Source organism: Rhodococcus sp. NPDC077669 (genome assembly GCF_040686915.1).
Classification (GTDB): Bacteria; Actinomycetota; Actinomycetes; order Mycobacteriales; family Mycobacteriaceae; genus Rhodococcoides; species Rhodococcoides fascians.
In genome coordinates this window covers 18957-44482 of record NZ_JBFBMD010000030.1, presented here as the reverse complement: position 1 = coordinate 44482, position 25526 = coordinate 18957, and the positions used below count along the sequence as shown (strand labels likewise).

The window sequence follows — 25526 nt, the reverse complement described above, 5'->3', positions numbered from 1 at the left end:
GGATGGCTGATACATCGAATGCTTTCACCAAATAAAATTCGGCACTGACATTCATCGACACACTGTTGAGTTCTCAAAGAACACGCACACACCATGGTCACCGTGTGAACGGCAACGTCCGGGGCTTACACGCTCGAACCCCAGACATGGCTGATAACCTCTGCCTTGTCTGGGTTGTTCAGGACGTACTCCGTACAACCTCGTTGTCCCGGTTTGTGAAGACCGGGTCGGTGTCCGTGTCGCTCTGACTCGACAAAAGTTACGCGAAGACCAACGCTTACGCAAATCGCCTGGTCAGATGTATTTTTCGTGTGAACATCTGGGTCGAGCGTGCAGTCAGACGACGGCGATGGCGTCTATCTCGACCAACATCTCCTCGCGCGGAAGCCCCGTGAACACGGTCGTGCGGCTCGGCAGCACGTCGCCTGTCGTGTTCGCCGAGACGAACTCGCCATAGGCGTCGTTCATGATCGAGAAGTCCTCACGCTTGGTCAGGTACACGCGCAGCATGACGACGTCGTCGAACGTCGCGCCGCCGGCTTCCACGATTGCCTTGACGTTCTCCAAGGTTCGAGTGGTCTGCGCGGCGACGTCACCTGGGAACAGGTATTCGCTCGTCGCCGGATCCACCGGGCCCTGACCCGAAACCTGCACGAACGGCCCTTTCCGCACCCCCTGGGAGAAGGTGTGTGCCGGGGCCGGGGCACCGGTGGTGCGGATTTCGATCTTTTCGCTCATGATTTTCCTTCCATCGAACTGTCGTTTGTCAGTGGGCGGTCTTATAGATCGGGCGGCCGCCAGCCCAGTCCTTCGGAAATTGCCGCTGCCGTGCCGCGCACTGCGGGCAGCGCAGCCAGTACCTGCTGGTGGTCGAGCAACATGTCCGGTACCGACATGGACACCGCGGCCACCACGTCTCCGGTCCCGTTGCGCACCGCGCAGCCGATGCAATTGACGAAAGATTCGTGTTCTTCACGGTCCTCCGCAAAACCCTGCTGGTCCACGAGCTCGAGCTCGCGCAGGTATTGCTCCGGTGTGCTGATCGTGCGTTCCGTGAACGGCGTGTACGTGATGCGTCGAGCGATCTCTTCTCGTTCGGCGCGCGGGCGGCCTGCGACCAGTATCTTTCCCACCGCGGTGCAGTGCAGCGGTGCCGGCCGGCCGACGCGTGAGTACATCCGCACGCTCTGCTGTGCGTCGAACTTGTCGATGTAGATGACCTCCCCCGCCTCGTACGTGGCCAGGTGCACCGTCTGGCCCGTGTCGGAGTTCAGTGCAGCGAGATGCGGTCGCGCGACGGTGCGCACGTCTCGCTGCTCGAGCGCGTGATTTGCGAGCTCGAACAGCCTCGAACCGAGTTGGTACCGGTGATCTGCTCCATGGCTGACGAACCTGTCCGATTCCATGGTCCGAAGCAGTCGCAGCACCGTCGTCTTGTGTACACCGAGGACTGCGGCGAGTTCGTCGAGTGACTTCGATCCGTCCCCGAGCAATCCCAGGATCGTCAGCGCCCTCGACAAGCTCTGGCTCACAACGCCGCCTCGGTGTGCATCGCTGCCACGGCCGCGTAGTCGAGTGTCGCCCACGCATTGTCGTCGATTCCGGCCAGTGCTGCCAGTTCGTCGTGCGGCAGGACTTTCGCTACATCACCGTGGCCGGTCAATGCGCCTGCGGCACAGAGATGTCCGAATCGCACACGCTGCGCCGCGCTGTATCCCATCAGCAACGCGGCCAGAAAGCCGCCGGCGAAAGCGTCACCTGCACCGATCTTTTCGACGACGTCGAGTGTCAATGCGGGGACGTCGACTCGCACGACTCCCTCGAATGCCGTCACCGTGTGCGCATCGTTCTTGATAACCAGATGACGGGGCTCGGGAAACATCTCGCGTAGTTCCACTGGACTCGATGTCCCGAACACCGAAGCGGCCTCGTCGGCACCCATCGACACGATGTCGCTACCGCGGACGTGCTCACCGAGGACGCGGGCCGCGTCGTCCGAACGCCCGGCCCACAAGGCCGGCCGATAGTTGAGATCGAAGCTGACAGTGGACGGGCCGGCCATCAGGCTTCGCGTCAATTGTTCCGCAGTGGGTGAGATGGCGACGGTGATGCCGGTGAAATGGACGATGTCGGCGCAGTCGATCGCCGCTCGCACCTCGTCGTGAATATCGTTGGGCGAGAGCGCAGTAGCAGCCGAAAGAGACCGGTAGTACGTCATCGCGCTGTCTCCCAGAGGCAGGTCGTGACGGTGATCGGACCCCGATCCGCGCTCCTTGATGTAGAGGCCCGTCGGCCGCCCGTTATCGACGATCACGCCCGACGTGTCCACACCGGCAGCGTCGAGTTCCGCGACCAGATATCGGCCGAACCCGTCGTCACCCACCCGCGAGACCCACGCAGCCTCGATTCCCAGCTGGACGAGGACACGAGCCACGTTGGCTTCCGCACCTCCAGCCGTGCGATGGAACGTCTCCGACCGTTCCAGTGGGCCAGGGTCCGCGACGAGGACAGCGAGGCCTTCGCCTACACACACCACCCGGGGGGCTGCCATGTCCGTCTCCTCGAACTCTTGCGGGAATGCATCGTTGGATGCAGACTACAAATGAAAGACACGATACGCAACCGTCGTTGCATATAGCGCAACGCAGAATTCGAGGAGACTGCCGTGATCGACACTGCCGGAGTCGAGGCGCTGAGTCGACGACTCCTGGGGCCCGAACACAAATCGCTTCCAGCGAGATCGTGGGGACAGAGCGCCGAGAGCTTTCTGGCCACCGCGCCGCGGCTGTCGGAGTTCACCACCCCAGTACTCACCCTCGACAGGACACGCATCGCATCGAACGTCGATGTGATGGCGCAGTGGACCGAGAAGGCGGGCGTCCTCCTGGCACCCCACGGCAAAACGACCATGGCTCCCCAACTGTGGAAGCAGCAACTGGATGCGGGCTGCTGGGCCATCACCCTCGCTACCGGTTGGCAAGTTCAGGTGGCACGCGCATTCGGTGTAGAGAGAATCGTTCTCGCCAATGCCGAAGTCGATCCTGTTGCTCTGAATTGGGTTGCTGCCGAACTGGACTCGCATCCCGAGTTCGAGTTCTACTGCTGGGCGGACAGCGTCGCCACGGTGCGAGAGATGAACCGCATCCTTGGCGACCACGGCGATCGACCGGTGTCCGTCGTCGTCGAACTCGGCGGCGAGCACGGACGAACCGGCGCGCGAACGACCGAGGAGGCCGTCGCAGTAGGACGGGAGATCGCCGCGTCACCGCGTCTCGCACTGGCCGGTGTGGGCGGCTACGAGGGTGCCCTGAGCCACGACCGTTCCGAGGCCGGTCTCGCGGCAGTACGCACCTACCTCGACACTCTCGCCGCACTGCATCGCACCTTCGATGCCGAAGGACTGTACGGCGATCACGCCATTGTGACCGCAGGCGGGAGCGCGTACCAGGATCTGGTGGTCGAACGCCTGCATTCTCTGACCTCGGGCAACGGCGTGCGCACCGACGTCGTGCTCCGATCCGGGGCCTACGTGGCGCACGACGACGGCTTCTATTCGCAGATCTCACCGCTGACTCCCGCCCGAACCGAGACGCCGTTGGTTTCTGCGATGCACGGATGGGCGCGAGTGGTGTCACGCCCCGAGCCCGGCCTCGCATTGCTGGACGCAGGTAAGCGCGACTTTCCTTTCGACGAAGGAATGCCCGTCCCGCAACGTGTTCGAGGTAATGAGCTCCTGGATCAGGGCGCGGAGGTGACGGCACTCAACGACCAGCATGCTTTTCTTCGACTACCGGCAGACGACGCCGACGCACTTCCGGTGGGGGCGGTGCTGCGGCTCGGCCTCTCTCACCCCTGCACTGCGTTCGACAAATGGCGTCTGATCCCCGTCGTGGACGACTCGGACAGCGACGACCCACTCGTGGTCGATCTGATACACACCTTTTTCTAGGAAGCAGAACTTGATGGCGGACACACTATTTCGCGGGTTCGACGTCATCGACGGCACCGGTTCCGCGCGGCTGCGTCGGGACGTTCTCGTCCGTGATGGCACCATTGCAGCACTCGTCGAGCCCGGAAGCCTTTCCAGTGCAGACAGAATCGTCGATGCAGCACCAGGTCACGTCCTGTCCCCCGGCTTCATCGACATGCATGCGCACTCCGATCTGGGGTTGCTGACCGATCCTGGGCACTTCGCCAAGATCAGCCAGGGTGTCACCACCGAGGTGATCGGACAGGACGGCATCGCGTACGCGCCCATCGACGATGCGACGTTGGACGTCATCCGGCGACAGATCGCCGGGTGGAACGGCAATCCCGTCGATCTGGACTTCTCTTGGCGGACGGTTGCCGAGTATCTCGCCCGACTCGACCGTGGCATCACTCCGAACGCCGCATATTTGGTTCCGCAGGGAACGCTGCGCTACCTGGCCGTCGGTGCCGATCGACGTCCCGCAACGCCGTCCGAGATCACCCGCATGCAGGAGTTGCTGGCGCAGGGCCTGCAGGACGGTGCCGTCGGAATGTCGAGCGGACTCACCTACACACCCGGAATGTATGCCGACACAAGCGAATTGCGAGCACTGTGTGAGGTAGTGGCAGACTTCGGCGGGTTCTATGCTCCCCACACCCGGTCGTACGGCGCTGGTGCACTCGACGCCTACCAGGAGATGCTCGATCTCTCCAGAGAAACCGGATGCGCCCTGCATCTGACCCACGCAACGATGAACTTCGGTGTCAATCGTGGTCGGGCACGTGAATTTCTCGATCTTGTCGACTCCGCGATCGCCGACGGCTGCGACGTCACGCTCGATACGTATCCGTACCTACCCGGGGCCACGACTCTGTCTGCGCTGCTGCCGAGTTGGGCGATGTCGGGTGGGCCGGACCGAGCGCTGGAACGACTCGACGATCCGGCCGAGCGTCGCCGCATAGCGCAGGACGTCGATGTCGACGGCTCGGACGGCTGCCACGGAGTCACCGTCGAGTGGGAGACGATTCAGCTCAGCGGAGTATCGAACCCGGAACTCGACCGGTACGTCGGTCGCACGATGGCCGACATCTCGGCAGACGAAGGGCTCGAGCCGGTCGACGTGTTCTTCGACTTTCTACGCCGCGACGCTCTGGCCACGACCATCCTGCAGCATGTCGGGCACGAGGAGAACGTTCGCGAGATCATGCAGCATCCGCGCCACATGGGCGGCAGTGACGCCATTCTCGTAGGCGAAAAGCCACATCCGCGTGCGTGGGGAACGTTCCCCCGCTATCTGGGCCACTACGTGCGGGACGAGCAACTGCTCTCACTCGAGGAGTGCATCAATCACCTCACGGGTCGTCCGGCTGCACGGTTACGACTGCGCAGGCGCGGCACGATCGCCGTGGGTCATGCTGCCGATCTCGTGGTGTTCGACCCGGACACCGTTCGAGACACCGCCACGTTCGAAGAGCCCAAACAGCAGGCCGAGGGAATCAGCCACGTGATGGTGAACGGCTCGTTCGCGATAGACGATTTCCTTCCCACCCACTCCTTGGCAGGCCATGCCCTGCGGATGGACTCAGCCAGAAAGCAGACGTCGTGAATGCACTGACGGCAATTCTCGAAGACCGCGCACTCGCCGTGGTGCGCGCGCCGCACATCTCGGATCCCGCCGCACTCGCACACGCCCTGGCCGGCGGCGGAATTCGCGCCGTGGAGCTCACGTTCACCACGCCGGGAGTCCTCGACCTCATCCGCGCCGCATCCGATGCGGGTGCCATCGTGGGGGCCGGAACGGTCCTCACAGCCGATCAAGCCCGGGCCGCCCTGGACTCGGGCGCCAGTTTCGTCGTGACACCCGGGCTGCGGTCAGACGTCGCCGCCGTGGTGACCGCCGCGCGCATACCGCTGATGATGGGGGCACTCACCCCGTCCGAGGTGATGACCGCGCTCGACCACGGTGCAGACGCGGTGAAGATTTTCCCGGCGCGCACCGTCGGACCGGCCTATTTCAAGGATCTGCTCGGTCCGTTCCCGGATGCACGTCTCGTCCCGTCCGGCGGCGTCAACGCCGCAAATGCCGCGCACTTTCTGGCAGCCGGAGCAGTGGCTGTAACTGCCGGCACGGATGTGGTGCCACCGAATTCTGTTGCTACCGCTCAGTGGGACGACATCGCAGCACGAGCCCGGGCATTCGTCCACGCCATCGAAACCGCCAACGAGAAAGAACTGTCATGAATTCTGCCGTCGACTGGCTGAGAACCTCGACACCCGGCCTTCTGGTGCTGTGCGGCATAGCAATCGCCGTGTTGCTCGTCGTGATCATCAAGATCAAACTGGAACCGTTCGTCGCACTGCTCATCGTCGGACTCGGCCTGGCCCTGGCTGCCGGTCTTCCGGTCAATCAAATCGTCGGAACCGCGATCAAGAGCAACGAGTCGTTGCTCGAGACCGGCTTCGGCGGAATTCTCGGGCATATCGCCGTCATCATCGGCCTCGGCACCGTACTGGGGGCCATACTCGAAAAGTCCGGCGGCGCAAAGGCGTTGACCGCCAAGTTGCTCGGAATTTTCGGCGAACGCGGCGCACCCGTCGCGATGGGCCTGCTCGGATTGATCTTCGGTATCCCGGTGTTCTTCGACATCGGCATCTTCGTGCTCGCCCCGCTGGTGTACGTCGCCGCGCGCCAGGGCGGAAAGTCGCTGGTGCTGTACGCGTTGCCGATGCTCGCCGGCTTGTCGATGACGCACGCATTCTTGCCGCCGCACCCCGGGCCGGTGGCACTCGGTGGACTGCTCGAGGTCAATCTCGGTTGGCTGATCCTGTTCGGCTTCATCTGTGGCATACCCGGATTCATCGCTGCGGGCCTGGTATGGGGAAACTGGATCGGTAAGCGCGTCATCGTCGAGGTTCCGGACGACTTCATCAACGACGGGGACGACTCGCCCCGCGACTCGAACGGTGGCGCCGGTGCCGTCACCACCGCACGACCGGTGGTCACGACGCCTCCCTCGGTGGGCACCATCGGCGCGATCATCGCAGTGCCGCTGGTCCTCATCCTCGGTGCCACCTTCGGCAGCATCCTGCTCGACCCGGGCAATCTGCTCGAAGTGCTGACATTCTTCGGCACTCCGGCCGTCGCACTTCTCATTGCCGTGCTGATCGCGTTCTACGTTCTGGGCATCCGCCGCGGGTCCACCGTTCAGGAGCTGAGCAAGCTCACAGGTGAGTCGCTGCGCCCGGTCGGCATGCTGTTGCTCGTCGTCGGCGCGGGTGCATTCTTCGGAAAGGTCATCTCTGCCACAGGGATCGGCACTGCACTGGCCGACACCATGGCAGCAGCAGGTCTACCGATCATCGTCCTCGCGTACATCATCAGTTGTGCACTGCGCGTCTCACAGGGTTCGGCCACCGTCGCGATCGTCACCACCGGTGGCATCGTGGGCCCACTCGTCGCAGCGCAGGACTACTCGGCCCCCGCCGTCGCATTGATCGCCATGTCCATCGCAGCGGGCTCGATCATCGCGAGCCACGTCAACGACGGAGGCTTCTGGATCATCTCGAAGTTCTTCAACCTCACCGTCAAGCAGACGCTACAGACGTGGACCGTCCTCGAGACGATTCTGTCCGTGGTCAGCTTCGCGGTTGCCGGCATTCTCTTCGCGATCATCGCCTAGCTCGAGGGCGCGGTCGGGTGTCGACGTGGGCACCTGATCGCGCCACTGGGAGTGCACCTGATCACCGACGAAGTGCGTGTTCTCTGCCGACATCTCCCGGCTCCCCGACCGTCCGACGAGATCGTCTATTCGATCGTCCAGGCTGTGGGCGCGAGCCATGGCGTCCGACGTACGTGCTTCACCCTCCGAAGATTCGACCAGATCGGCCAAACGAACCAACGCAGCCACTCGTCCCGTCAACTGGGTCCATACGACTTCCAGTGCGCGGCGACGTGATTCGACCTGTTCCGCCGTGTCCTCGTCGACCATCGTCCGACCTATACGGATCAACTCCTCCCCTACCGACCGCAAAGACGTTGCGTCGACCGAGATTTCGGCAAGCTCGACGAACAGATCGACCTGGCTTCGCTGAAACTCGAAGTACGTCGACTGCCACGCCGGCGAGCGATGTATGCGATCGAACGAGGTGCCCGCGAGAAACAGCAGCGTGTCGTAGCGGTCCGAGAATCGATCGTCTTTGCGATCGATCAACTGATCGACCACCCCGGCTGCCCACTGCACCCCTTTGTCGATGGGCGTTCTACGCGCAAGCGTGCTGACTCGATCCTTTGCGGCGTCCGCCAACGTCAGACCTCGCTCGGCGAGCACCCCGAATTTGATGGGTGCGGGCGTGTGCATCAGTGCATCGAAGACCGCGTCGCGCTGTTCCAGGTCGAGATGAATACCTTCGCGACGTTCCTTGCGTGCCGCGCGGACGCCGTTGGCGTAATGCCGATTCGACATCACCACCGTGGTTCGCAGATGCTCGATCCGCTTGTTCGACTCCGCGGCTCGCAACTTGTAGACCAAGGCCGCGCCGGGCTTACCCGACGAATCCTTGGCACGCCATCGATCTCGCTCGTCCACCAACTGCCGCAGGGTTCCGAATCCCCCGACCGACGGGAGAGAACGCCCCGCACGCCACCGAGCGATGAGCACCGTTCTGGTTGCTTCATCGACCCTGCCCGCCGCGACGGCCGTTGCGGCGGCGTCGGACAACGGCTCGGAATGGCCGGGTAGCCGACAGTCGGCGCAGAGGCGATGCACCCGGTCATCGAATCGAGCGCGCTGCTGTGCCGAATCGCCTGCATCGAACTGAGACATGATTTCTCCTCGGTCGCACCGCGGTCCGGCGTGCTCGCCGTCGAGTGTTCCAGAAAGTTCAGATCAACCCCTTCAAGGTTTCCTCCGTGTGCGGCTTCTTCTCGGCCAGCAAGGTGCGCGCCTCGTCCAGCCCCTCCCAGACATTCCACATCAGTACCCCGCGCACGACGGCATCGTCGTCGAGGTAGTAGACGACGCCTTCCTTGCCGATCGTCTTCCAGTCCTCCACCGTGTTCAGCGACGTTGCCACCGTTCCGATTGCCTGGTAGCCGTCGTCGTACACGTCGGAATAGAAGTACGGGGTGTAGGTGTAGGCCGCGCCGGCACCTGCCATATTGCGGCCCGCCGCTTTGCCCATCTCGGTTGCGTTGTCCACGTGCTCGATGCGTCGGCGACCGAGAATGGCGTCCGGATAGTTGGCCACGTCGCCGGCCGCGTAGATGTGCTCGTCCGCGGTGCGCAGGAACTCGTCGACGACGATGCCGTTGTCCACCTCGAGACCTGCCGCCTCGGCCAGGTCTGTGCTGGGCCGAACGCCGAGGCCGAACACGACCCCATCTGCTTCCACCGCGGACCCGTCGTCCAATTGCAGCTGGACACGAGCCGACGCCTCCGCACCCGACGTGACCTTGGTTCCTCGGCGCACGGTGACCCCGTGATCGGAGAACCCCTTGTCGAATCCGGCGGCCAGCGAGCGGGGGAACATGTGGCTGCCCACGACGTCGTCGGACGTGACGAAGGTGACTTTGACACCCTGTTGAGACAGCGCTGCTGCGATTTCCGTTCCGATGTAGCCGCCGCCCACCACCGCTATGTGCTCCGCGGTCTCGGTCAGTTCCCGCAACATCCGGTAATCGGCGAAGGTGCGGAAGTAGATCACTCGCGGACTGGGCGACAGGTCGATCTGCGTCGGCGCTGCGCCGGTTGCGAACAAGAGCGTTCCATACTCGTGGTTCTCGCCGGCAGCTGTCGTGACCGCCTGCTTCGACCGATCAACCGACGCGATACGCGTACCCGTATGGACCTCGGCACCGGTGTCCGAGGCGGTACCGAGCGGAACCTGATCACGGCCGAATTCGCTGTCGGTCCACAACTTCTTCGACAACGCGGGGCGCGTGTACGGCTCGTCGGAGTCAGCCCCGAAGATCCCGATGGAACCCGTTGCGTCCTGTTCACGAATCCCACGAGCAGCACTGTCGGCAACCATTCCGCCGCCGATGATCAGGTAGTCGTATCGCATCGCTCACTCCTTGCACGTGGGGGTATCGACGACCTGGCTACCCGGAACCGCGTGAGCGCAACCACTCCGACGCCTCGGTTCGGAAGGCCGGAACAAATCGAACCGAACGAACTGTATGCAGCATCACACCCCGTAAAGGTTGGCCCAGGCCCGTCCGGTGGGCATCTTGGTTTGCGAGACGAAACATCGCGTTCACACATTTTGGGTTGTAACGGTTCGGCTCGGACGAACGACTCACACCTCAGGACGCGAACAAAAGGAGACGATGTGACTGTTCAGATCGATTCGCTCGCAGCCGGCACCAGCAATGCCGACAATGCGATCGCAGACGTCGACCAACTCTTCGACGAAGTTTCAACGCTGGACGCCAACATCCTCGACGCCATCGAGCGCCGCACCCGCTTGGCGCGCACCCTCGCTGCCGTGACGCCCGACGCCACCGTGTCGGACACCACAGCAGACCCCTACGCCGATCTCGGCAACGACGGCCGTGTTTTCTCGCGGATGCTTTCCCGCCTCGCGCAGATCACCCGGTAACGTCCTTCCCCCTTTATTTCGCAGTCCGCGACCCCGTCGAGCACGTCTCGGCGGGGTCGCGTCGTGTCTGGGCACGGCACCGGTGAATTTGTCGACGGACCGTTGTCAGTACCGGCACGACCGTTGTTCGACGGTCGTGCCGGTACCCGACGAATAGGTGTCATCCATGTCCCGTTTGCTGTTCGCCAATATGCCCGTCCGCGATGTCGAGGCCACCCGCGCATTCTTCGAGGGTCTCGGGTTCGAGTTCAACGACATTTTCAGCGACGAGAACACCGCCTCGATGATCGTCAGCGACCAGGCCACGGTGATGTTTCTGGCCACATCGAGGTTCGGGGATTTCATCTCCGATTCGATCTGCGACACGACGTCGGCTCGTGAGGTACTGATGTGTATTTCGGCCGACAGCCGCGCCGAGGTCGACTCACTCACGGACGCGGCCATCGCCGCGGGTGGATCGAAGTGGATGGAACCGCAGGATCATGGGTTCATGTACGGCCGAGCATTCCGTGATCTGGACGATCACGTGTGGGAAGTGATGTGGATGGACCCCTCGGCCGTTCCGACGAGCTGATGTCGCTCAGAGGCGGTCGGGCAGTCCGAATCGATCGAACAGCGACAGATCGAAGAAGCAGGCGACATGCCCGACGCCTCGCGCGTCGACGTCGAGAACGTGTAGTTGGAACGGTCGATGTATTCCGTCCTCGCCCACCATGTAGAGCCCGTACGCAGGTTGACCGTTCGCTGATGTCGCCACCATCCGCATGTCGCCCGCTCCCTGGGCGGGGCAGTTGTTTCGGATGAGCGATCCGATCGTCTCGGCTCCCTGATACCAGCCGACGAACGGGGGCATCTCCCACACCGCGTCCGAGGTGAAGAGTGTGACCAGCCGGTCGATGTCGTAACGCTCGAAGCACTCCACGTACTGGGCCAGGAGCTGGCGCAGTTCGGCAGATTCGATGGGTTCCACGTTGTCCAGTTCCGGAGCGATCTCTTCGAGTCGCTCGCGGGCCCGCTGCAGGAGGCTGTTGACCGCAGTGGTCGTCGTGGCGAGAACCTCGGCGACCTCGGAGGCCTTCCACTGCAACACCTCGCGCATCAACAGCACTGCGCGTTGTCTCGACGACAGATGCTGCAGCGACGCGACGAACGCGAGGCGAACCGACTCCCTCCCCACCACCAACGTGGCCGGGTCGTTCGAGTCGGCCAGATCCGAGTCGGCAATCGGTTCGAGCCACGGCACCTCGTTGTTCTGCACCAGCTCGTCGGTCGGGCCCGAACTCGGCGCGCCGAGTCCGGTAGGAAGCGGACGCTTGGCTCGTCCCTCGAGGGCGGTGAGGCACGTGTTCGTTGCGATTCGATACAGCCAGGTGCGCAGCGACGATCGGCCCTCGTACTTGGCGTACCCCCGCCAGGCGCGGATGTAGGTCTCCTGGAGCATGTCCTCGGCGTCGTGGATGGACCCGGTCATGCGGTAACAGTGCGCCAACAGCTCGCGACGGAACGGATCGAACTGCGCGACGAAGTCGTCGTTCTGCACAGATGCCACGGTCATGCGGAAGAGCTTAAACCGGGTTCGCCCGCATCGACGGCCGATCGCGCGCCACCGCCGGGATTGGTCGGGCCTCTGGGTTAACCTCGGCTCGTGACATCGCTCAGCAGCATCGACGACTTGGTAGAAGAGCTGTATCTGCATCGTCGTCGCGCGTGGGAAGCCGCACTCGTCACCGCACAGAATTTTCTCGAGACCATCGCCGACGAGATACTCGAAGATGTCGACCGAGACAGACTCAATGCCCAGACCGCGCGGATCAAGGACCCTGGCAGATCTGCCGACAAACTCCGTCGATATCTGTCCGAGGGACGCATCAGCGAACCGCACGACGCCGACGCCGTGGCCGACGCACTGCCCGATCTGGTCGGCATCAAGGTGCTGTGCAAGACCCCACGGGACCAGCTCTCGTTCGTCACCGCACTCGAGCGCGCGTGTACCGATCCGAAATGCTCGGTGCGGTTCGCGCAGCCGCCCACCGACTACGTCTCGTTTCCCAAGCCGAGCGGATACCGGGCATATCACGCTGTGCTTGTCGTACGAGTGGCCACTCATCAGGGCGACCTCGACGTGAAGGTGGAGGTTCAGGTCAAGACGCGGCTGCAGGACGCGTGGGGCGAGCTGACCCACGAGGACATGTACAAGCCCGGTGAAGCACTCAAACCGACCAAGAAGCACACCGATTACGCCGCGCACATGGCGCACCTGCTCGATCAAGTCGACGCCATGGCCGACGATCTCGCCGCGCAGCTCGACTCGCTGACCGCCGCCTCGAAGGACGGCAGCGTGGTGGCACCCGACCCGATCCCCAAGGACCCCGACTTCATCCGGGCACGCGTCACGCGCACCGGCCCCCGCTACGCCCTGGCCGTCGGTCCGGACGGGCGCCGTGGGCTCGTCCCCGCACGGTCGGTCAAAGCCGTGATCGGCTCGACCGATCGCATCGCAGTCAACGATTACCTCGAGGTGGGCGACTACATCGACGTCGTCGTGGAGGACTCCGAGGACGCGCTGTACTACCACCTGACCTCGCAGCCGCCGCGGCGCACGCAAGGAAAGAAACGCAAGCGCTGACCGGCGTTTCTCAGGAAGATCTCACGTCGGTCCGGTAGACATGCCATCTCGTGACCACTACCGAGAAATCCCAGGTCGTCACCGACGGCGATAGCGTCGCCGCAACTACGACCGGCACACGTGCCATCGGCCGTCTGCGCAGGAGACTCCGGTCTCCCGATGTGATGGTCCCGACCGTCGCGTTCGTACTCCTTGCATCGCTGTACTCGACGATGTCCGTTCTCGGCCACCGTCAACTGCGCACATCGGGCTTCGACCTCGGAATATTCGTGCAGCAGGTCGCGTCGTACTCGCAGTTTCGGGCTCCGACCTCCGATCTGCTGGGCACCGGCTACAACACCCTCGGTGATCACTTCTCGCCGATCACGGCCCTGCTGGGTCCGGTGTATCGCGTCTTCCCTCATGCCGAGACGCTGCTCGTCGCTCAGGCGGTTCTGTTCGCGCTCGCGGTGATTCCGATCAGCCGGTTGGCGGTGCAGAAATTCGGCACTGTCGTCGGAACAGTGATTGCCGGCGCGTTCGGCCTGTCGTGGGGCGTACAAGCCGCGCTGAACTTCGACTTCCACGAAGTGGCCTTCGCGATGCCGTTACTGGCAATGTCCCTGGTGGCTCTCGTTCGCGAACGCTGGGTGCCCGCTCTGGCCTGGGCTCTTCCGCTGGTGTTCGTCAAAGAGGACATGGGTTTGACGGTCGTCGTCATCGGCGCACTGGTTGCCCTGTTCACCACCGGCCGCCCGCGCATCCTGGGCGCGATGACCGCGGTGTGGGGGCTGACCTGGGTGATAGTGACCGTCAAGGTGATCGTTCCCGCGCTGAGCTCCGACGACTCGTACGGCCAGGGCTCGAAATTGCCGCCCATCGGCGAAGGGATCGCCGATACCGCGCACGGGCTGGTTGCCGGAGACTCCCGGGCCGCGACGGCGTTTCTGCTGCTTGCCGTCACGGGGTTCTTCGCGCTGCGCTCTCCACTCCTGCTGGTCGCGGTACCGACGGTTGCCTGGCGTTTCCTCAGCGACAACACCAACTTCTGGAAACCGATCTACCACTACAACGCCATTCTGATGGTGATCGTCTTCGTCGCCCTGATCGACGCCTTGGCACGCAGCGAGCGCCACGCCCAGCTGACCGAACGAGGTCGACGAGCGATCGTCGCCTTCGTCGCTGCGTTCGCACTGGTGGCGCTACCGTTCCTGCCCATGTCGCGGATGGTGCACGCCGAGGAGTGGCGTGTCGATCCACAGGCAGCCACTGCCCGCGACATCTCGGCCTGGATCCCCGCCGGTGACCGCGTTGCGGCGTCGAACAACCTCGTGGCACAACTCGTCGCCGACCACGACGTCTCGGTGTTTCCGCAGCGACCGACCGACTCGACCGTCCCGGATTGGATCGTCGTCAACCGAGAACGGCCCGCGGGTTGGCCGACCGACGAACGCGGCGATCGGCAGGCGATCGACCGGGCACTGACCACCGGATACGACGTCGTCTACTCCGTGGACGGTATCGAGGTGCTGCACCGCAACTGAGCGGTCCCTACTAAGGTTTCGATCAGTTCGGGCATTTCGATACCACGGGGTTCTCGAACTCTCGACATTCGACCGATCACGACAGCTACGGCAAGGCAGGTACAGGACATCGACGCTCGAACCGGCGACCTCGGCACCACCCGAACAGCATCGAAGCGGTCACCGTGGAATCGGAAGAATCCGTACCGCGCGCAGGTGTCGAGCAACCGATTGCTGTCCGGTCCCACCTCTGCAAAAGAAGTACGACACTTCTCGATCGACCTCGGTGACAGCGGAATCACCTACGAGGCGGGAGACGGATTCGGCGTCAAACCCGTCAACGACGCCGCACTGGTCTCGGCCGTCATCGACCGTCTCGGTGTCCCCGCAGACACGGCCGTCCACACCAAGTCCGGAGAAATCAGCCTCGCCCAGGCACTGACCACCGAATACGAAATCGGCATACCGTCGATGGACCTGATAGAAGCCATCGCCGAGCGGGCCGGTGATGCCGAACTCGACCACGTGCTGCAGAACGGCGACCGGGCGTCGTTCGACGCGTGGACATGGGGACGCGACGTCGTCGACGTTCTCGACCTCGATCGGTCGGGTGCTCTCGACCCCGCTGAATTCCTGGGCCTGCTCCGTCCCCTGCAGCACCGCGTCTATTCGATCTCGTCGTCGCCGACAGCGCACGAGGGAAGCGTTCACCTCACCGTGTCGACCGTGAGATACCGATCGGCCGAGCGAGATCGCGGCGGGGTGTGCTCGACGTACTTGGCAGATCGTGTCGGCGACGCGCAGGAAGCGGGAGTGTTTCTCTCGGCCAACAAGTCGTTCCGACTTCCTTCCGACGACACTCCGATCATCATGATCGGTCCGGGCACCGGAGTAGCACCGTTCCGTGCGTTTCTGCAGGAACGTCGGGCTCGCGGTGCGTCGGGCCGAAACTGGCTGTTCTTCGGGGACCAACATCGAGCGAGCGACTTCCTTTACGAGGACGAACTCACGGACTTCGAGCGTGACGGTCTGTTGACCAGGCTGGATCTGGCGTTCTCGCGCGACCAGTTCGAGAAGATCTATGTACAGCACCGCATGCGCGAGGCCGGAAAACAGCTGTACGGCTGGCTCGAAGAAGGCGCACAGATCTACGTCTGCGGAGACGCGTCACGCATGGCGCAGGGAGTCGACGAGGCACTCCACGAGGTCGTCGCCGAACACGGTGGGCGCTCCTCCGACGCCGCGGAGGACTACGTGAACGACCTCAAGCGCGCCAAGCGCTATCTGCGCGACGTCTACTGACGGGCCGTTCTTGTCGGACCCCCTCGCTACCGTCACGGGCACAGCAATGAAGTTCTCGTCCGAGTAGAGGGTGTGCACCGTGAACGCAGTGCAGAACGACCATTTCGACTCCACCACCGCGCGTGCATGGGGCACGTTCACCGAGAATCTGCACGCGCACCTGCGGTCGCTGCCGATGCGGGACTACATCACTGTCACGGCCGCGCAAGCCAGCCCGGGCGAGCGCGGGCTCCGGCCGTACATCGACATCGCAGCAACTCGAGACGGGGCCCTGGTGTCGATCGCGTCGCTGCCCTCGCTGCTGTATCCAGAGGCACCCGAGTCGGTCACCCTCGACGTTCAGTTGCTCGACTTCGGGTGGCTTGACCGCGGCAAGCCCGTCGCAGACGGGTCGGTCATCGATCTCACGCGAACGGATTCGAGGGCCGACGCTGCTCTCGTCGCCGAGATGGTGACCCGGGCGTTCCGCGAGCTGTGGAACGTTCCCCATCCGTCGTTTCTCAGCGTGTGGGGCGTCGCCGCAGACGGAGCCGCCTCGGGGCCGATCGACCTCCAGCGCGGAATCGTCGGCGTCCGGTCCAGCTCTGCCGGGGACAGCCGTGTCGACTCGACACCGACCGATCCCCCGTTCGACATCACCGACGTTCCCGACGAACTGCGATCACTGCACACTCTGTGCCAATTGACCGGTCGAAAAGCCGACGCGCAAACAGTGCACTCGGTGTGCGTGGGGGCGGACATCGACGAACTCGGTCTACACGCGCTCGCCCTGCATCGCTCGGCTGCCGCACACTCGGACCGCAGCGCAGCCGAGGGAACAGGCACCTCGATCGCGGTGTGGACGGGACTGGCCCGAACCTGGCTGTTGGTTGCCCGCAGTATCGCAGCTGCAGCCGGATCGGACCGGCACGCCTGTCGCTGAACTGCTACAGAATCCTTCGCCGCAATCCGCTGGCCCGCAGGACCTGACGTTCGACTCCGGCTCGGATGGCCTCCTCGGTGCCGATCACCCGTACATGCGACCGCGCACGGGTGATCGCGGTGTAGAGCAACTCGCGAGTGAGCAGAGTCGATGCTTCGGCGGGCAACAGAACCGACACGGTGTCGTACTGACTTCCCTGGCTCCGGTGAATCGTCATCGCGTACACGGTCTGGACGGCAGAGAGGACGTTCGGGTGAATGAGAACGTGGCCGCGACCCCGCGCGAAAGCAGCCATCGGAGTTCCGTTCTCACCCGACACCACAACACCCGTGTCTCCGTTGTAGATTCGCGCTTCGTGATCGTTGGCCGTCACCAGCAGCGGCTGACCGGGGTACCAGTAGGCGGGGTCGAGGAAGGCCTTGTTCGCTTCTCCCACCCACTCGAGTGCCCGCCGATCCCACAGCGCAACGCCCCACCGCCCCTCACGGTGCGCGCACAGAAGTCGATGCTTCTCCAGTCCCAGCAGCGCCGCGGCGGCGTCACCGCGGGTTGCCGCCGCTGTGACCTCGGCGGCGGTGTCGACCACGTCGGCCCGCAATGCGTCGGTGTCCTCGGGTGCATGGAACGAGATCTGGTCGTCACCGGATTCGAGTAGTTTCATCACCTCGTCACCGCGGCCGTCTCGAACTGCGACGGCCAGACGGGCGATCGCGCCACCGAATCGTCGACCGCGGCTGAGCCGAACCACTCCGCCGCGCAACCTGTCTCGCTCGAACGCACTGAGCGCCGCCTCGTCCGGATCCTCGGCTGCGTCGAAATCCGCGTCGACCAGGTGCGCCAACACAGGGTTCTCGGTGCCAGTGACCGGCCGTGCGACGAGGTCGGCCAACACTGCTCCGGCGTCGACGGACGTCAACTGATCGGGATCGCCCACCAGTATCAACCGCGATTCCGGTCGCACTGCTTCGAGCAGCCGGCACATCATCGTCAACGACACCATCGACGTCTCGTCGACGACCACCACGTCGTACGGCAGTCGATTGTGGGAGTCATGACGAAACCTGGTCTTGCTGCCCGGTTTCCACCCGAGCAGGCGATGCAGAGTCATTGCTTTCAGTTCTGCCGGGAGACCCAGCAGTCCCGCTTGCTCGGCCACCGACTCCTGCAGACGAGCGGCAGCCTTGCCGGTGGGGGCGGCAAGACCGATTCTCACATCGCTGCCGTGTTCTCGAACCAACAGCGCCAGAATTCGAGCCACCGTGTGGGTCTTACCGGTGCCCGGCCCGCCCGCTATGACCGTGGTCCAGTGCGTCGCCGCGAGGGCTGCTGCAATCCGCTGTCGATCGGGAGGGGTGGTGGGTGCGCCGGATTCGTCGATGAACAATTCGGCCAACGCACGGTCGATCTTTGCACCGTCGACGACGGGGTGCGACTGCGATCGAGCGTCGAGTATGCCTCGAACTGTATTCTCCTGCAGGTGATATCGATCCAGGTACAGCAGTTCACCCAGGTCGGTGCGCACCAGCTTCAGCGGCGTCAGCGGCCCGTTGGCGCTGCCGAGCACGAGCGGGCTGACCGCCAACGCGTCGAGAACGTCGGACAGATCGGGCCAGGGAAGAAGGCTCAGATCCACGTCCGATTCCTCGTCCACCGTGACATCCCGCAGTCGCTGCAGGTCGAGACATATCGATCCGGATCGCACTGCGCGCACCGTCAGAGCCGTGGCGAGCAGCACCGGTTCGGAGGCTTCCCCGGCCAGGGCACCGAGCCGCAACGCCACGTGCACGTCGGCCGCTGTCAGTACACCGGCGTCGTTGAAGGACCGCAGAATTCCGCTGCCGCGCAGCGCCGTCGAGACACTCGTCATCGTTGTACCTTTCCGGCGAGTAGATCCGACAACTCGACCACCAGCGCCGCAGGCGGATCCCAGTCGAACACACCGCAGCCGGCCGGAGTCTGCGGCCCCACCATGCCGCGAACGAACAGGTACCGTACTCCGCCGAGATGCGTCTCCGGCCGGTAGTTCGGTTGCCGCCATCGCAAATACCTGTGCAACGCAACGGCATACAGAATGGCCTGCAGCGGATAGTGCGACCGCATCATCTCCTGCGCCATCTTCTCGCGCGTGAAATTGCCGGTCGTCAGATCGCCTCGGGCCAGGCGGTTGGTCTTGTAGTCGACCACGATGTAGCGAGGGCCGGGTACCCGAAGAACGGAGTCGATACTCCCGGTGAGAAAGCCGCGCAGTGGGGTGGCTTCCACTGCATCGAGCAGGTCGGCGTAGTCCGCGAGGACATCCGCCGGGTCGAGATGTCGACGCAGCAGCTGCGCAACCGATGTCAGAGTCACGCTCGAGTCCACCGGGTCGTCGCCTCCGGCCAAGGGCAGCTCGAAATCCAACTCGGCCAGGTGGTCGTTCGGCGCGATGTCGGCCAGCCTCCCGAAGCCCAGCGGTGTCTGCATCACCGGCAACAGAGCGGCTGCCAGAGCCGTCGGATCGACATCTGCCATCCGTGAGGCAACGGCAGCTCTGCAGCGCTGCTCGAGTTCGGACAGTAGATCGGCTGCGGAGGTATCGACGTGTTCGAGGGCCTCGTGCACCAGGGTTCCGAATGCGGCACCGGCCGGCATGCCGTTCATCGGCGACGCGATCCCGTCCACGGGCTCGTCCGGGTTCGCGCTTCCCAGCGGAGGTTCGACAGGCTCATCCGCTTTCTCGGGCCGCTCGGCCTCACTGGTCACCCCCACCTCCGGCTCGACGGGCGACGCATCGTGCGCGTGAGCCGTCAAGGCCGAGTAGGACGTTCGACGCCACAGCAAATCCAGAGCACGCCCGAAGCGAGCGGCAGTGACGTCGCGGTGTTCCTCCTCGGGTCGAACCCACTGCTGATCCGAGGGTGGTGTGGGGCCGACTGCCTCGATCGAGATCAGATCCGCTGACGGACCGACCCAGGATTGCACGCGGTTGGCGGTAGTGGCGTCGTCGAGCACCTTGTACGACGGCTCCGGCTGCGCAATCCCCGGAATGCGGCCGAACAGCATGCGGTGCAACGACGACGTAGCAGTGTTGCGTCCCGGTGCCCACCACAACACCACCTGGCACTGGGCTCTGGTGAGTCCCACGTACAGCAGCCGTAGTTCTTCTCCGGCTTCTTCACGATCGTTGACAAGCTTTCGTGCTGCGTAGCCGGCCCCGGAGGGACCGCCGACGTCCCGGATGCGGTGGCCGTCCTCGTGCAGCAGCAGGGTCGACGGTGAGCTGAAGTAGAGCGTGTCCCAGGCGTACGGAAGGTAGACGACGGGAAATTCCAGCCCCTTGCTCCCGTGCGTTGTCATGATCTGCACTGCCGCCGAGTCACTGTCGAGTCGGCGGCTGCGATCGGTGGACCCGCCGGCTGCCGGTTCCTTGATTCGATCGGTGAGCCACCGAGTGAGAGCGGTGATTCCGTACGATTCGGATACCGCTGCACGATTGAGTAGTTGGGCGATGTGCCGCAGGTCGGTCATCGTGCGCTCCCCCGCCTCGACCGCGAGCAACCGAGCATCGAGACCCGACTGCGCCGACACCCGCTCGAACACTGCCGCGAAACCCGCCTCGTCGAACAGCACGGAGTACTCACGCAGCCGGCTGCTCACCTGCGACAGAGCGTCCTCGGCTCCGGAATCGAGTTGGGCGGCAGTCCAACCGAGCAAAGGTGTCAGGGCTGCGAGTCTGACGCGGTCGGTGCGGTGCGGTTGTTCGATCGCTTGCAGTAGCCACAACCAGTGTCGAGCACTGTCGGTGCCGAAGACGCTGGTGCTGCTCGACACCACCGACGGCACACCCACTGCGTCGAGCGCATCTCGAATCAGCGCAACCTGTTTGGTCGTGCGAGTCAACACCGCAATGTCCCGCGGTTCGACCGTCCTCGGCCCGTCAGGCCGGTCCATGACGGCGTTCCCGGACAGGAGCGTCACGATCTCGGCCGCCACATCTGCAGCCACCCGAGAGCGAAGTCGATCCACCGCCGGGAATCCCGAACGTAACGGCCCTGCTCCGGTGCGCGGGAGATAGCGCAGCCGCAGCGGAGGATGTCCTGCCATGCGCGAGAACGGGTTCCGCGCTTCGACGCGATGGACGACGATGTCGTCGTGTCCGAGGGCGGCACCTCCGTAGAGGTGGTCCAACGCGTCGAGGAGCCCGGAGTCGCTACGCCAGTTCGCCGTCAGCTCGTACAGATGATCGGCCGACTGCACCGCATCCAGATAACTCAGCACTTCGGCACCGCGGAAAGCGTAGATGGCCTGCTTCGGATCTCCGACGAGGATCAATGTCGTGTAGCCGTGAAAGGCCCGGCGCAGGATGTCCCACTGCATGGGGTCGGTGTCCTGGAATTCGTCGATCAACACGACACGGAACCGGTCTCGCACGCGCGCGCATGCTGCCTCCCCGTGCACGGGATCGGACAACACCGAGTGCAGCAATCCGAGTAGATCGTTGTAGTCGCGGATGCCGAGAAGACGTTTGCGACGCTCGACCTCACGGCGGGCCTCCCGAGCGAACTGCACCCGCAGGGCGGCTTCCCGGTTGCCGTCGTCACCGTCGAGGTCGTCGATGTCGGGATACAGGATCGACTGTTGATCTCCGACGGCAGCCGCGGCCAGTTGTTGGGCGTCGCGTCGCCCGAACGGTGGTGCCTCGTCGTCGCCGCTGAACATCTGCAGATACAGATCGTCGACCACCTGCTCGAGCAGATCCGACACCGACTCGACGAACGTGGATTCGGGTTCGCGCTCACCCGCGATACCCAGCCCGTCGAGCATGCGTTGACAGAAGCTGTGCGTGGTGACGATCGTCCCGGCGTCGAAGTCCGACAGCGCTTTACGCAGTCGCCGGCGCCGCTTGTCCACTTCGTCGTCGTCTGCCGCGGCGAGAAAGGCGACGAGGGGGTCGCGAGCACCACGCGCAGAGTCCGGATCACCGAGGTCTCGGGCGATCGACGCGAACCGGCTGCGGGTGCGATCGCGCAGTTCCTGGGTCGCGGCCCGACTGAACGTCACCAGCAGAAGATCCGAGATTTCGGCCAGTCCTTCGGCGATGTACCGCGCCGCGAGTCCGACGATCGCGTACGTCTTGCCCGTTCCTGCACTGGCCTCGAGCACGGTCGTCCCGGTCGGCATCGGACCCAGTAGGTCGAATCCGCGTGCGGCGGTCATGCGCTCCCCATGTTCTCTGCGGCCAGCAATGGATCCCACAACCGGCGGGAGAGAACTCCGAAGCGGCTCTGCTCGTTCGCGGGGTCGGTCTCGTCGTCGAGAGGGCTCGGATCGAGCAACGTTCCGAACGAGAGCGTCGGGCCGTGCACGTATCGCAACGATCGGTCGGTGCCGTCACCGAAATCGCCGCGCCACGCCCAACCGGCAGATTCGTATCCGTCCTCGATCGATCCGCCGCCGAACCGCTTCTCCGCGTAGGCAGCTGCCGTACCGGTCGAGATCGGCAGCGGCGCAATCAATCCGCGATCCCGCAGGTTTACCACGTCACGGAGTACCGCGAGGGGATTCGGAGGGGTCGTCAGGCGGGACCGGCGAGGCGGACGCATTCCGCTGGCGCGCCCGATGGTGACCGCGCTCCACTCCCCCGGCTCGGACGCTGCCACCGCCAGCAGACGCACCCACGCCGCGAGCCTGTGCTTGGCCGCCAGCCGTGAATAGGACGAACGCACGAGTGTCCGGTCGTGAATGCCGGTGACGGTACCGGTCAGACGTCGCCCATCACCGAGATCGACCACGATGTCGGTGGTCTCGGCCGGGCCTTCGTGAAACGGCGCGGCCGCGTCGGCGATGATTCCGACGACTCGGCGGATGTCGGACATCTCGCGTCGACCTTGATGAAACGGAGGCAACGTGCCGCGCCGCCACTCGGCGTCGGCGAATTCGCCGATGTCCGTGCCGGCCAGCACCGCTGCCAACATCCGATCGCCGATGTTCCACCGAGCCAACGGATCCAGTTCGATGTCGAGACTGTCCGCCAGATCGTCTTCGAGCTCGGGAACTCGAAACCCGAGACGTTGACGCAGAAACGCCTGAACCGGATTCTCCACGAACGCGATCACGTCGGCGAGTTCCACGTCGCCCGAATTCGCTGGGGGCAATGCATCTGGCAAGAACAACGGCACCGGTACGGACGGCCGCTGCTGAGACACTGCGCCTGCCAACGCCACCGTGTCGAAGCTGAACGGGTGTCGGGCCTCGAAATTTCGAGGATCGAAGGGCTGCAGCGGATGCCGGTGTTCGACGCTACGGCCGGCGGTCACGTCGAGGACGTCCATCAACTCGCGCAGTGGGATCGCGGGCGGCTTGGTCGATCCGTCGACGGGGTCGGCACCGGTGTAGAAGAGCAGTAGCTTTTCTTCGGCGGACATCACGGCGTCGAGGAGTAGTTGACGGTCCTCGCTGCGGATGTCGCGTTCGCCGACGGCCGGGTCGCGTGCGAGGACGTCGTCTCCGTCGAGGCTGCCGACACGGGGGAACACCTCGTCGTCGAGACCGAGAAGGATCACGACGCGGTGCGGGACCGATCGCATCGGCACCATCGTGCACACGGTGAGCTCTCCGGTGCGAAAGTTCGCTCGGGTGGGGCGGCCGGTGAGCCGGCCACCGAGCATGGCGCGCACGTCCGCCAGCCGCAGCTCGGCGGTGTCGCCGTGTTCGGTGGCCTCGGCGATCTCGCGATGCGCTTGCGCCAGTTGCCATTCGTCGGCGGTGGGCACGTCGGCAAGCAGATCGAGGGTGCGGCCGAGCTGCCGCGTCCATTCGGTCACCGGGGCGCGCCCGGACAGCGCCCGTAGTACCGAGGCGAGCCGGTCGACCAGCTCGGCGAATCTGCCCGCAAGCCCGATGTCGTTACTGTCCACGTCGTCTAGGGGCAGCGCGAGGTCGAGATAGTCGTTCCCACTCTCGTCCGCCGCTACCCCGAGGAGAATACGGTCGAGTGCGGACTTGAAGGTATTCTGCCGAAAGTTGTTCAACCCGAAGGATTCTCGTTGTCGCACCGTCAAGCCCCAGCGGGCTCCGGACACGGCGACCCATTCGCGGAGGCGTTCGAGGTCGTCGTCGGTGAACGAGAACTTCTGCCGCACCGGGCCGCTCGCCGCGAAATCGAGTAGTTCGCTGGCCGTCACTCGCCCCTCGGAGAAGTCGAGCACCGTCGCCACCACATCCAGTACCGGATTGGTGCGACGCAGGCCCCTATCGGCAAGCCGGACCCGCAGTCGATGACCGGGATGCACCAATGTGGCCTGGCCGAAATTGGCACGGATCAGCGGCGCATAGGTCTCGACGTCCGGGCACATGACGAGCACGTCACGGGGTTCGAGAGTCGGGTCGTCGGTGAACAGATGCAGCAGAGACTCGCGCAGCACCTCGACCTGGCGAGCAGGCCCATGACATGCGTGAATCTGTACGGTGCCGTCGGCGAGCGCCGGATCGCCGACCGTCGTTGCGTGAGAGGGCACTTCGTCGCCGGCGATGTCGGATTGGATCGTTCCGAGCAAGGTCCGCGTTGGTTCGGGCCCTTCGTGGTGCACGGTGTGATCGGCGATCGAGCCGATGGTTGCCTGCAGTTCCCGCACGTCGCGCGACAGACTCGCCAGCAGCGGGTGCTCGACGGCCAGAGCGGTCACATCGTCTCGTCGTCGGGTGGCCGCCGGGATGTCGGCGAGTGTGGACCACATCGACGGGCTGGGGTGTGGGATCCAGATGTGGACGTCGCGGTGGTGCGCGAGCGCGTGCAGGATGTCAAGTTGGTCGGCGGTCAGCCGAGTCGGACCGAACACCGACAACCTGGACGGTAGGTCGACCGTGTTCGGTTCCGATCGCAGTGTCGAACACGTATCGGGAAGGCTCTCGGCGGGACTCGGACTGCCGATCCGCTCGCGTACCAGGCTCCATATCCGCGGTTGCCACGTCAGGTCGTCGTCCAGTTCCTGGCCGAGCCCGTCGGTGAATCGTCCCGCGCGCCAGTCGCGCAGCATCTGGGGTCGCTGAGATCCGTAGGCGCGGAACAGCTCCGCGATGTGCGCGGCCGTCGACCAGCGGCGCCCTACCCGATGATCGTCCGATCCCGAACCCAGATGCTTGGAGAGCACCGCGGCCCACGGTTCGGTGCGGCAGTCGTCGATCACCGACAGCGCGGTCCACAGCACTCGATTGTGAGACCACGGGTCGTCGTCGGGATCGATGCCGTCGACCTCGGAGATGGTGCGCGCGACCAACCTCGCCGGGCTCGGAAACTCGATGTTCGCAGCTATTCCATCACCGTCCGGAGCACCCAGGACGCTCGACAGACGCTGGGTGAGCCACCGCTCGACACCTCTTGCCGGCACCGACACGATTTCGGGTACGAAGGCATCGGGCAGCGGCTCGGACAGTACATCGGCGAGGGCTGCAGCGAGCGTTCCTGCACGTTCGGCGCGGTGGAGCGTCAACACGGTCGAAGTCCCCTGCCTGCTCGTCTGAGAACGCCCGAATTCGGACTGGTGACGACCCTACTCGAGCCACCGACAAGTTCTGTCCGGTGAGTCGAGCCCTCGGCACCGGTCCGTATGTGCAGAACCCGATAGC

19 protein-coding genes are annotated in these 25526 nt (G+C 64.3%); 10 read left to right on the top strand and 9 right to left on the bottom strand.

The window, feature by feature from the left end:
• Window positions 1-336: 336 nt before the first annotated feature.
• From AB0P23_RS22670 to AB0P23_RS22660, 3 genes are read right to left on the bottom strand one after another with little or no spacing between them, the layout of a single operon-like run.
• Window positions 337-738 carry a RidA family protein gene (locus tag AB0P23_RS22670; RefSeq protein ID WP_032384918.1) on the bottom strand — a complete coding sequence of 134 codons (402 nt, stop codon included), beginning with the start codon at window positions 736-738 and terminating at the stop codon, window positions 337-339.
• 41 nt (window positions 739-779) lie between these two features.
• Complete coding sequence (locus AB0P23_RS22665) at window positions 780-1532, bottom strand: IclR family transcriptional regulator (RefSeq protein WP_032399162.1); 753 nt, start codon at window positions 1530-1532, stop codon at window positions 780-782.
• Window positions 1529-2551 (bottom strand): sugar kinase, encoded by a 1023-nt coding sequence (locus tag AB0P23_RS22660; protein WP_052061244.1) that lies wholly within the window; start codon window positions 2549-2551, stop codon window positions 1529-1531. The genes AB0P23_RS22665 and AB0P23_RS22660 overlap by 4 nt, the downstream gene beginning before the upstream one ends.
• A gap of 114 nt (window positions 2552-2665) precedes the next feature.
• Here AB0P23_RS22660 and AB0P23_RS22655 point away from each other — a divergent pair, with 114 nt between their 5' ends.
• The 4 genes from AB0P23_RS22655 to AB0P23_RS22640 are packed head-to-tail and all read left to right on the top strand — an operon-like array spanning window position 2666 to window position 7650.
• Window positions 2666-3949 (top strand): alanine racemase, encoded by a 1284-nt coding sequence (locus tag AB0P23_RS22655; protein ID WP_032399161.1) that lies wholly within the window; start codon window positions 2666-2668, stop codon window positions 3947-3949.
• Window positions 3950-3962: 13 nt separating this feature from the next.
• Window positions 3963-5576 carry a D-aminoacylase gene (locus AB0P23_RS22650; RefSeq protein ID WP_032399160.1) on the top strand — a complete coding sequence of 538 codons (1614 nt, stop codon included), beginning with the start codon at window positions 3963-3965 and terminating at the stop codon, window positions 5574-5576.
• A complete protein-coding gene (eda, locus tag AB0P23_RS22645) occupies window positions 5573-6211 on the top strand; it encodes a bifunctional 4-hydroxy-2-oxoglutarate aldolase/2-dehydro-3-deoxy-phosphogluconate aldolase (RefSeq protein WP_032399159.1) in 639 nt (212 codons plus the stop codon). The genes AB0P23_RS22650 and eda overlap by 4 nt, the downstream gene beginning before the upstream one ends.
• Window positions 6208-7650: a gluconate:H+ symporter gene (locus tag AB0P23_RS22640; RefSeq protein WP_206497823.1), complete on the top strand. Its 1443-nt coding sequence runs from the start codon at window positions 6208-6210 to the stop codon at window positions 7648-7650. Before eda ends, AB0P23_RS22640 begins: the two co-directional genes overlap by 4 nt.
• Here the strand turns inward: AB0P23_RS22640 and AB0P23_RS22635 are convergent.
• Complete coding sequence (locus tag AB0P23_RS22635) at window positions 7567-8793, bottom strand: hypothetical protein (protein WP_206497822.1); 1227 nt, start codon at window positions 8791-8793, stop codon at window positions 7567-7569. The two genes, AB0P23_RS22640 and AB0P23_RS22635, sit on opposite strands and share 84 nt — an antisense overlap.
• A gap of 58 nt (window positions 8794-8851) precedes the next feature.
• Window positions 8852-10033: an FAD-dependent oxidoreductase gene (locus AB0P23_RS22630; protein ID WP_032399157.1), complete on the bottom strand. Its 1182-nt coding sequence runs from the start codon at window positions 10031-10033 to the stop codon at window positions 8852-8854.
• 267 nt (window positions 10034-10300) lie between these two features.
• Here AB0P23_RS22630 and AB0P23_RS22625 point away from each other — a divergent pair, with 267 nt between their 5' ends.
• The gene (locus AB0P23_RS22625) at window positions 10301-10570 is read left to right on the top strand and encodes a hypothetical protein (RefSeq protein WP_032364406.1); all 270 of its coding nucleotides are present in this window, start codon (window positions 10301-10303) and stop codon (window positions 10568-10570) included.
• A 166-nt stretch (window positions 10571-10736) separates the two neighbouring features.
• Window positions 10737-11144 (top strand): VOC family protein, encoded by a 408-nt coding sequence (locus tag AB0P23_RS22620; protein WP_206497821.1) that lies wholly within the window; start codon window positions 10737-10739, stop codon window positions 11142-11144.
• 6 nt (window positions 11145-11150) lie between these two features.
• Here the strand turns inward: AB0P23_RS22620 and AB0P23_RS22615 are convergent, their stop codons facing one another.
• Window positions 11151-12125, bottom strand: coding sequence for a sigma-70 family RNA polymerase sigma factor (locus tag AB0P23_RS22615; RefSeq protein ID WP_027497693.1), 975 nt, complete (start codon window positions 12123-12125; stop codon window positions 11151-11153).
• A gap of 90 nt (window positions 12126-12215) precedes the next feature.
• Between AB0P23_RS22615 and AB0P23_RS22610 the strand changes: the two genes are divergently transcribed.
• The 4 genes from AB0P23_RS22610 to AB0P23_RS22595 all read left to right on the top strand — a co-directional run bounded on the left by AB0P23_RS22610 (window position 12216) and on the right by AB0P23_RS22595 (window position 16922).
• Complete coding sequence (locus tag AB0P23_RS22610) at window positions 12216-13196, top strand: RelA/SpoT domain-containing protein (protein WP_027497694.1); 981 nt, start codon at window positions 12216-12218, stop codon at window positions 13194-13196.
• Window positions 13197-13246: 50 nt separating this feature from the next.
• Window positions 13247-14719 (top strand): DUF2079 domain-containing protein, encoded by a 1473-nt coding sequence (locus AB0P23_RS22605; protein WP_196250948.1) that lies wholly within the window; start codon window positions 13247-13249, stop codon window positions 14717-14719.
• A 75-nt stretch (window positions 14720-14794) separates the two neighbouring features.
• Entirely contained in the window at window positions 14795-16000 is a 1206-nt protein-coding gene (locus AB0P23_RS22600) for a sulfite reductase subunit alpha (protein WP_222059310.1), read from the top strand.
• A gap of 79 nt (window positions 16001-16079) precedes the next feature.
• Window positions 16080-16922 carry a hypothetical protein gene (locus tag AB0P23_RS22595; protein ID WP_052061242.1) on the top strand — a complete coding sequence of 281 codons (843 nt, stop codon included), beginning with the start codon at window positions 16080-16082 and terminating at the stop codon, window positions 16920-16922.
• 4 nt (window positions 16923-16926) lie between these two features.
• Here the strand turns inward: AB0P23_RS22595 and recD are convergent, their stop codons facing one another.
• From recD to recC, 3 genes are read right to left on the bottom strand one after another with little or no spacing between them, the layout of a single operon-like run.
• Window positions 16927-18789 (bottom strand): exodeoxyribonuclease V subunit alpha, encoded by a 1863-nt coding sequence (gene recD / locus AB0P23_RS22590; RefSeq protein WP_206497820.1) that lies wholly within the window; start codon window positions 18787-18789, stop codon window positions 16927-16929.
• The gene (locus AB0P23_RS22585) at window positions 18786-22118 is read right to left on the bottom strand and encodes a UvrD-helicase domain-containing protein (RefSeq protein ID WP_363799494.1); all 3333 of its coding nucleotides are present in this window, start codon (window positions 22116-22118) and stop codon (window positions 18786-18788) included. The genes recD and AB0P23_RS22585 overlap by 4 nt, the downstream gene beginning before the upstream one ends.
• The gene (gene recC, locus AB0P23_RS22580; protein ID WP_363799492.1) at window positions 22115-25393 is read right to left on the bottom strand and encodes an exodeoxyribonuclease V subunit gamma; all 3279 of its coding nucleotides are present in this window, start codon (window positions 25391-25393) and stop codon (window positions 22115-22117) included. The genes AB0P23_RS22585 and recC overlap by 4 nt, the downstream gene beginning before the upstream one ends.
• Window positions 25394-25526: the final 133 nt, after the last annotated feature.

Excerpts from the sequence above, each read along its gene's own strand:
- AB0P23_RS22670 (WP_032384918.1), bottom strand. The coding sequence starts at position 738 with ATGAGCGAAAAGATCGAAATCCGCACCACCGGTGCCCCGGCCCCGGCA.
- AB0P23_RS22660 (WP_052061244.1), bottom strand. The coding sequence starts at position 2,551 with ATGGCAGCCCCCCGGGTGGTGTGTGTAGGCGAAGGCCTCGCTGTCCTC.
- AB0P23_RS22650 (WP_032399160.1), top strand. The coding sequence starts at position 3,963 with ATGGCGGACACACTATTTCGCGGGTTCGACGTCATCGACGGCACCGGT.
- AB0P23_RS22640 (WP_206497823.1), top strand. The coding sequence starts at position 6,208 with ATGAATTCTGCCGTCGACTGGCTGAGAACCTCGACACCCGGCCTTCTG.
- AB0P23_RS22635 (WP_206497822.1), bottom strand. The coding sequence starts at position 8,793 with ATGTCTCAGTTCGATGCAGGCGATTCGGCACAGCAGCGCGCTCGATTC.
- AB0P23_RS22630 (WP_032399157.1), bottom strand. The coding sequence starts at position 10,033 with ATGCGATACGACTACCTGATCATCGGCGGCGGAATGGTTGCCGACAGT.
- AB0P23_RS22620 (WP_206497821.1), top strand. The coding sequence starts at position 10,737 with ATGTCCCGTTTGCTGTTCGCCAATATGCCCGTCCGCGATGTCGAGGCC.
- AB0P23_RS22615 (WP_027497693.1), bottom strand. The coding sequence starts at position 12,125 with ATGACCGTGGCATCTGTGCAGAACGACGACTTCGTCGCGCAGTTCGAT.
- recD (WP_206497820.1), bottom strand. The coding sequence starts at position 18,789 with ATGACGAGTGTCTCGACGGCGCTGCGCGGCAGCGGAATTCTGCGGTCC.
- AB0P23_RS22585 (WP_363799494.1), bottom strand. The coding sequence starts at position 22,118 with ATGACCGCCGCACGCGGATTCGACCTACTGGGTCCGATGCCGACCGGG.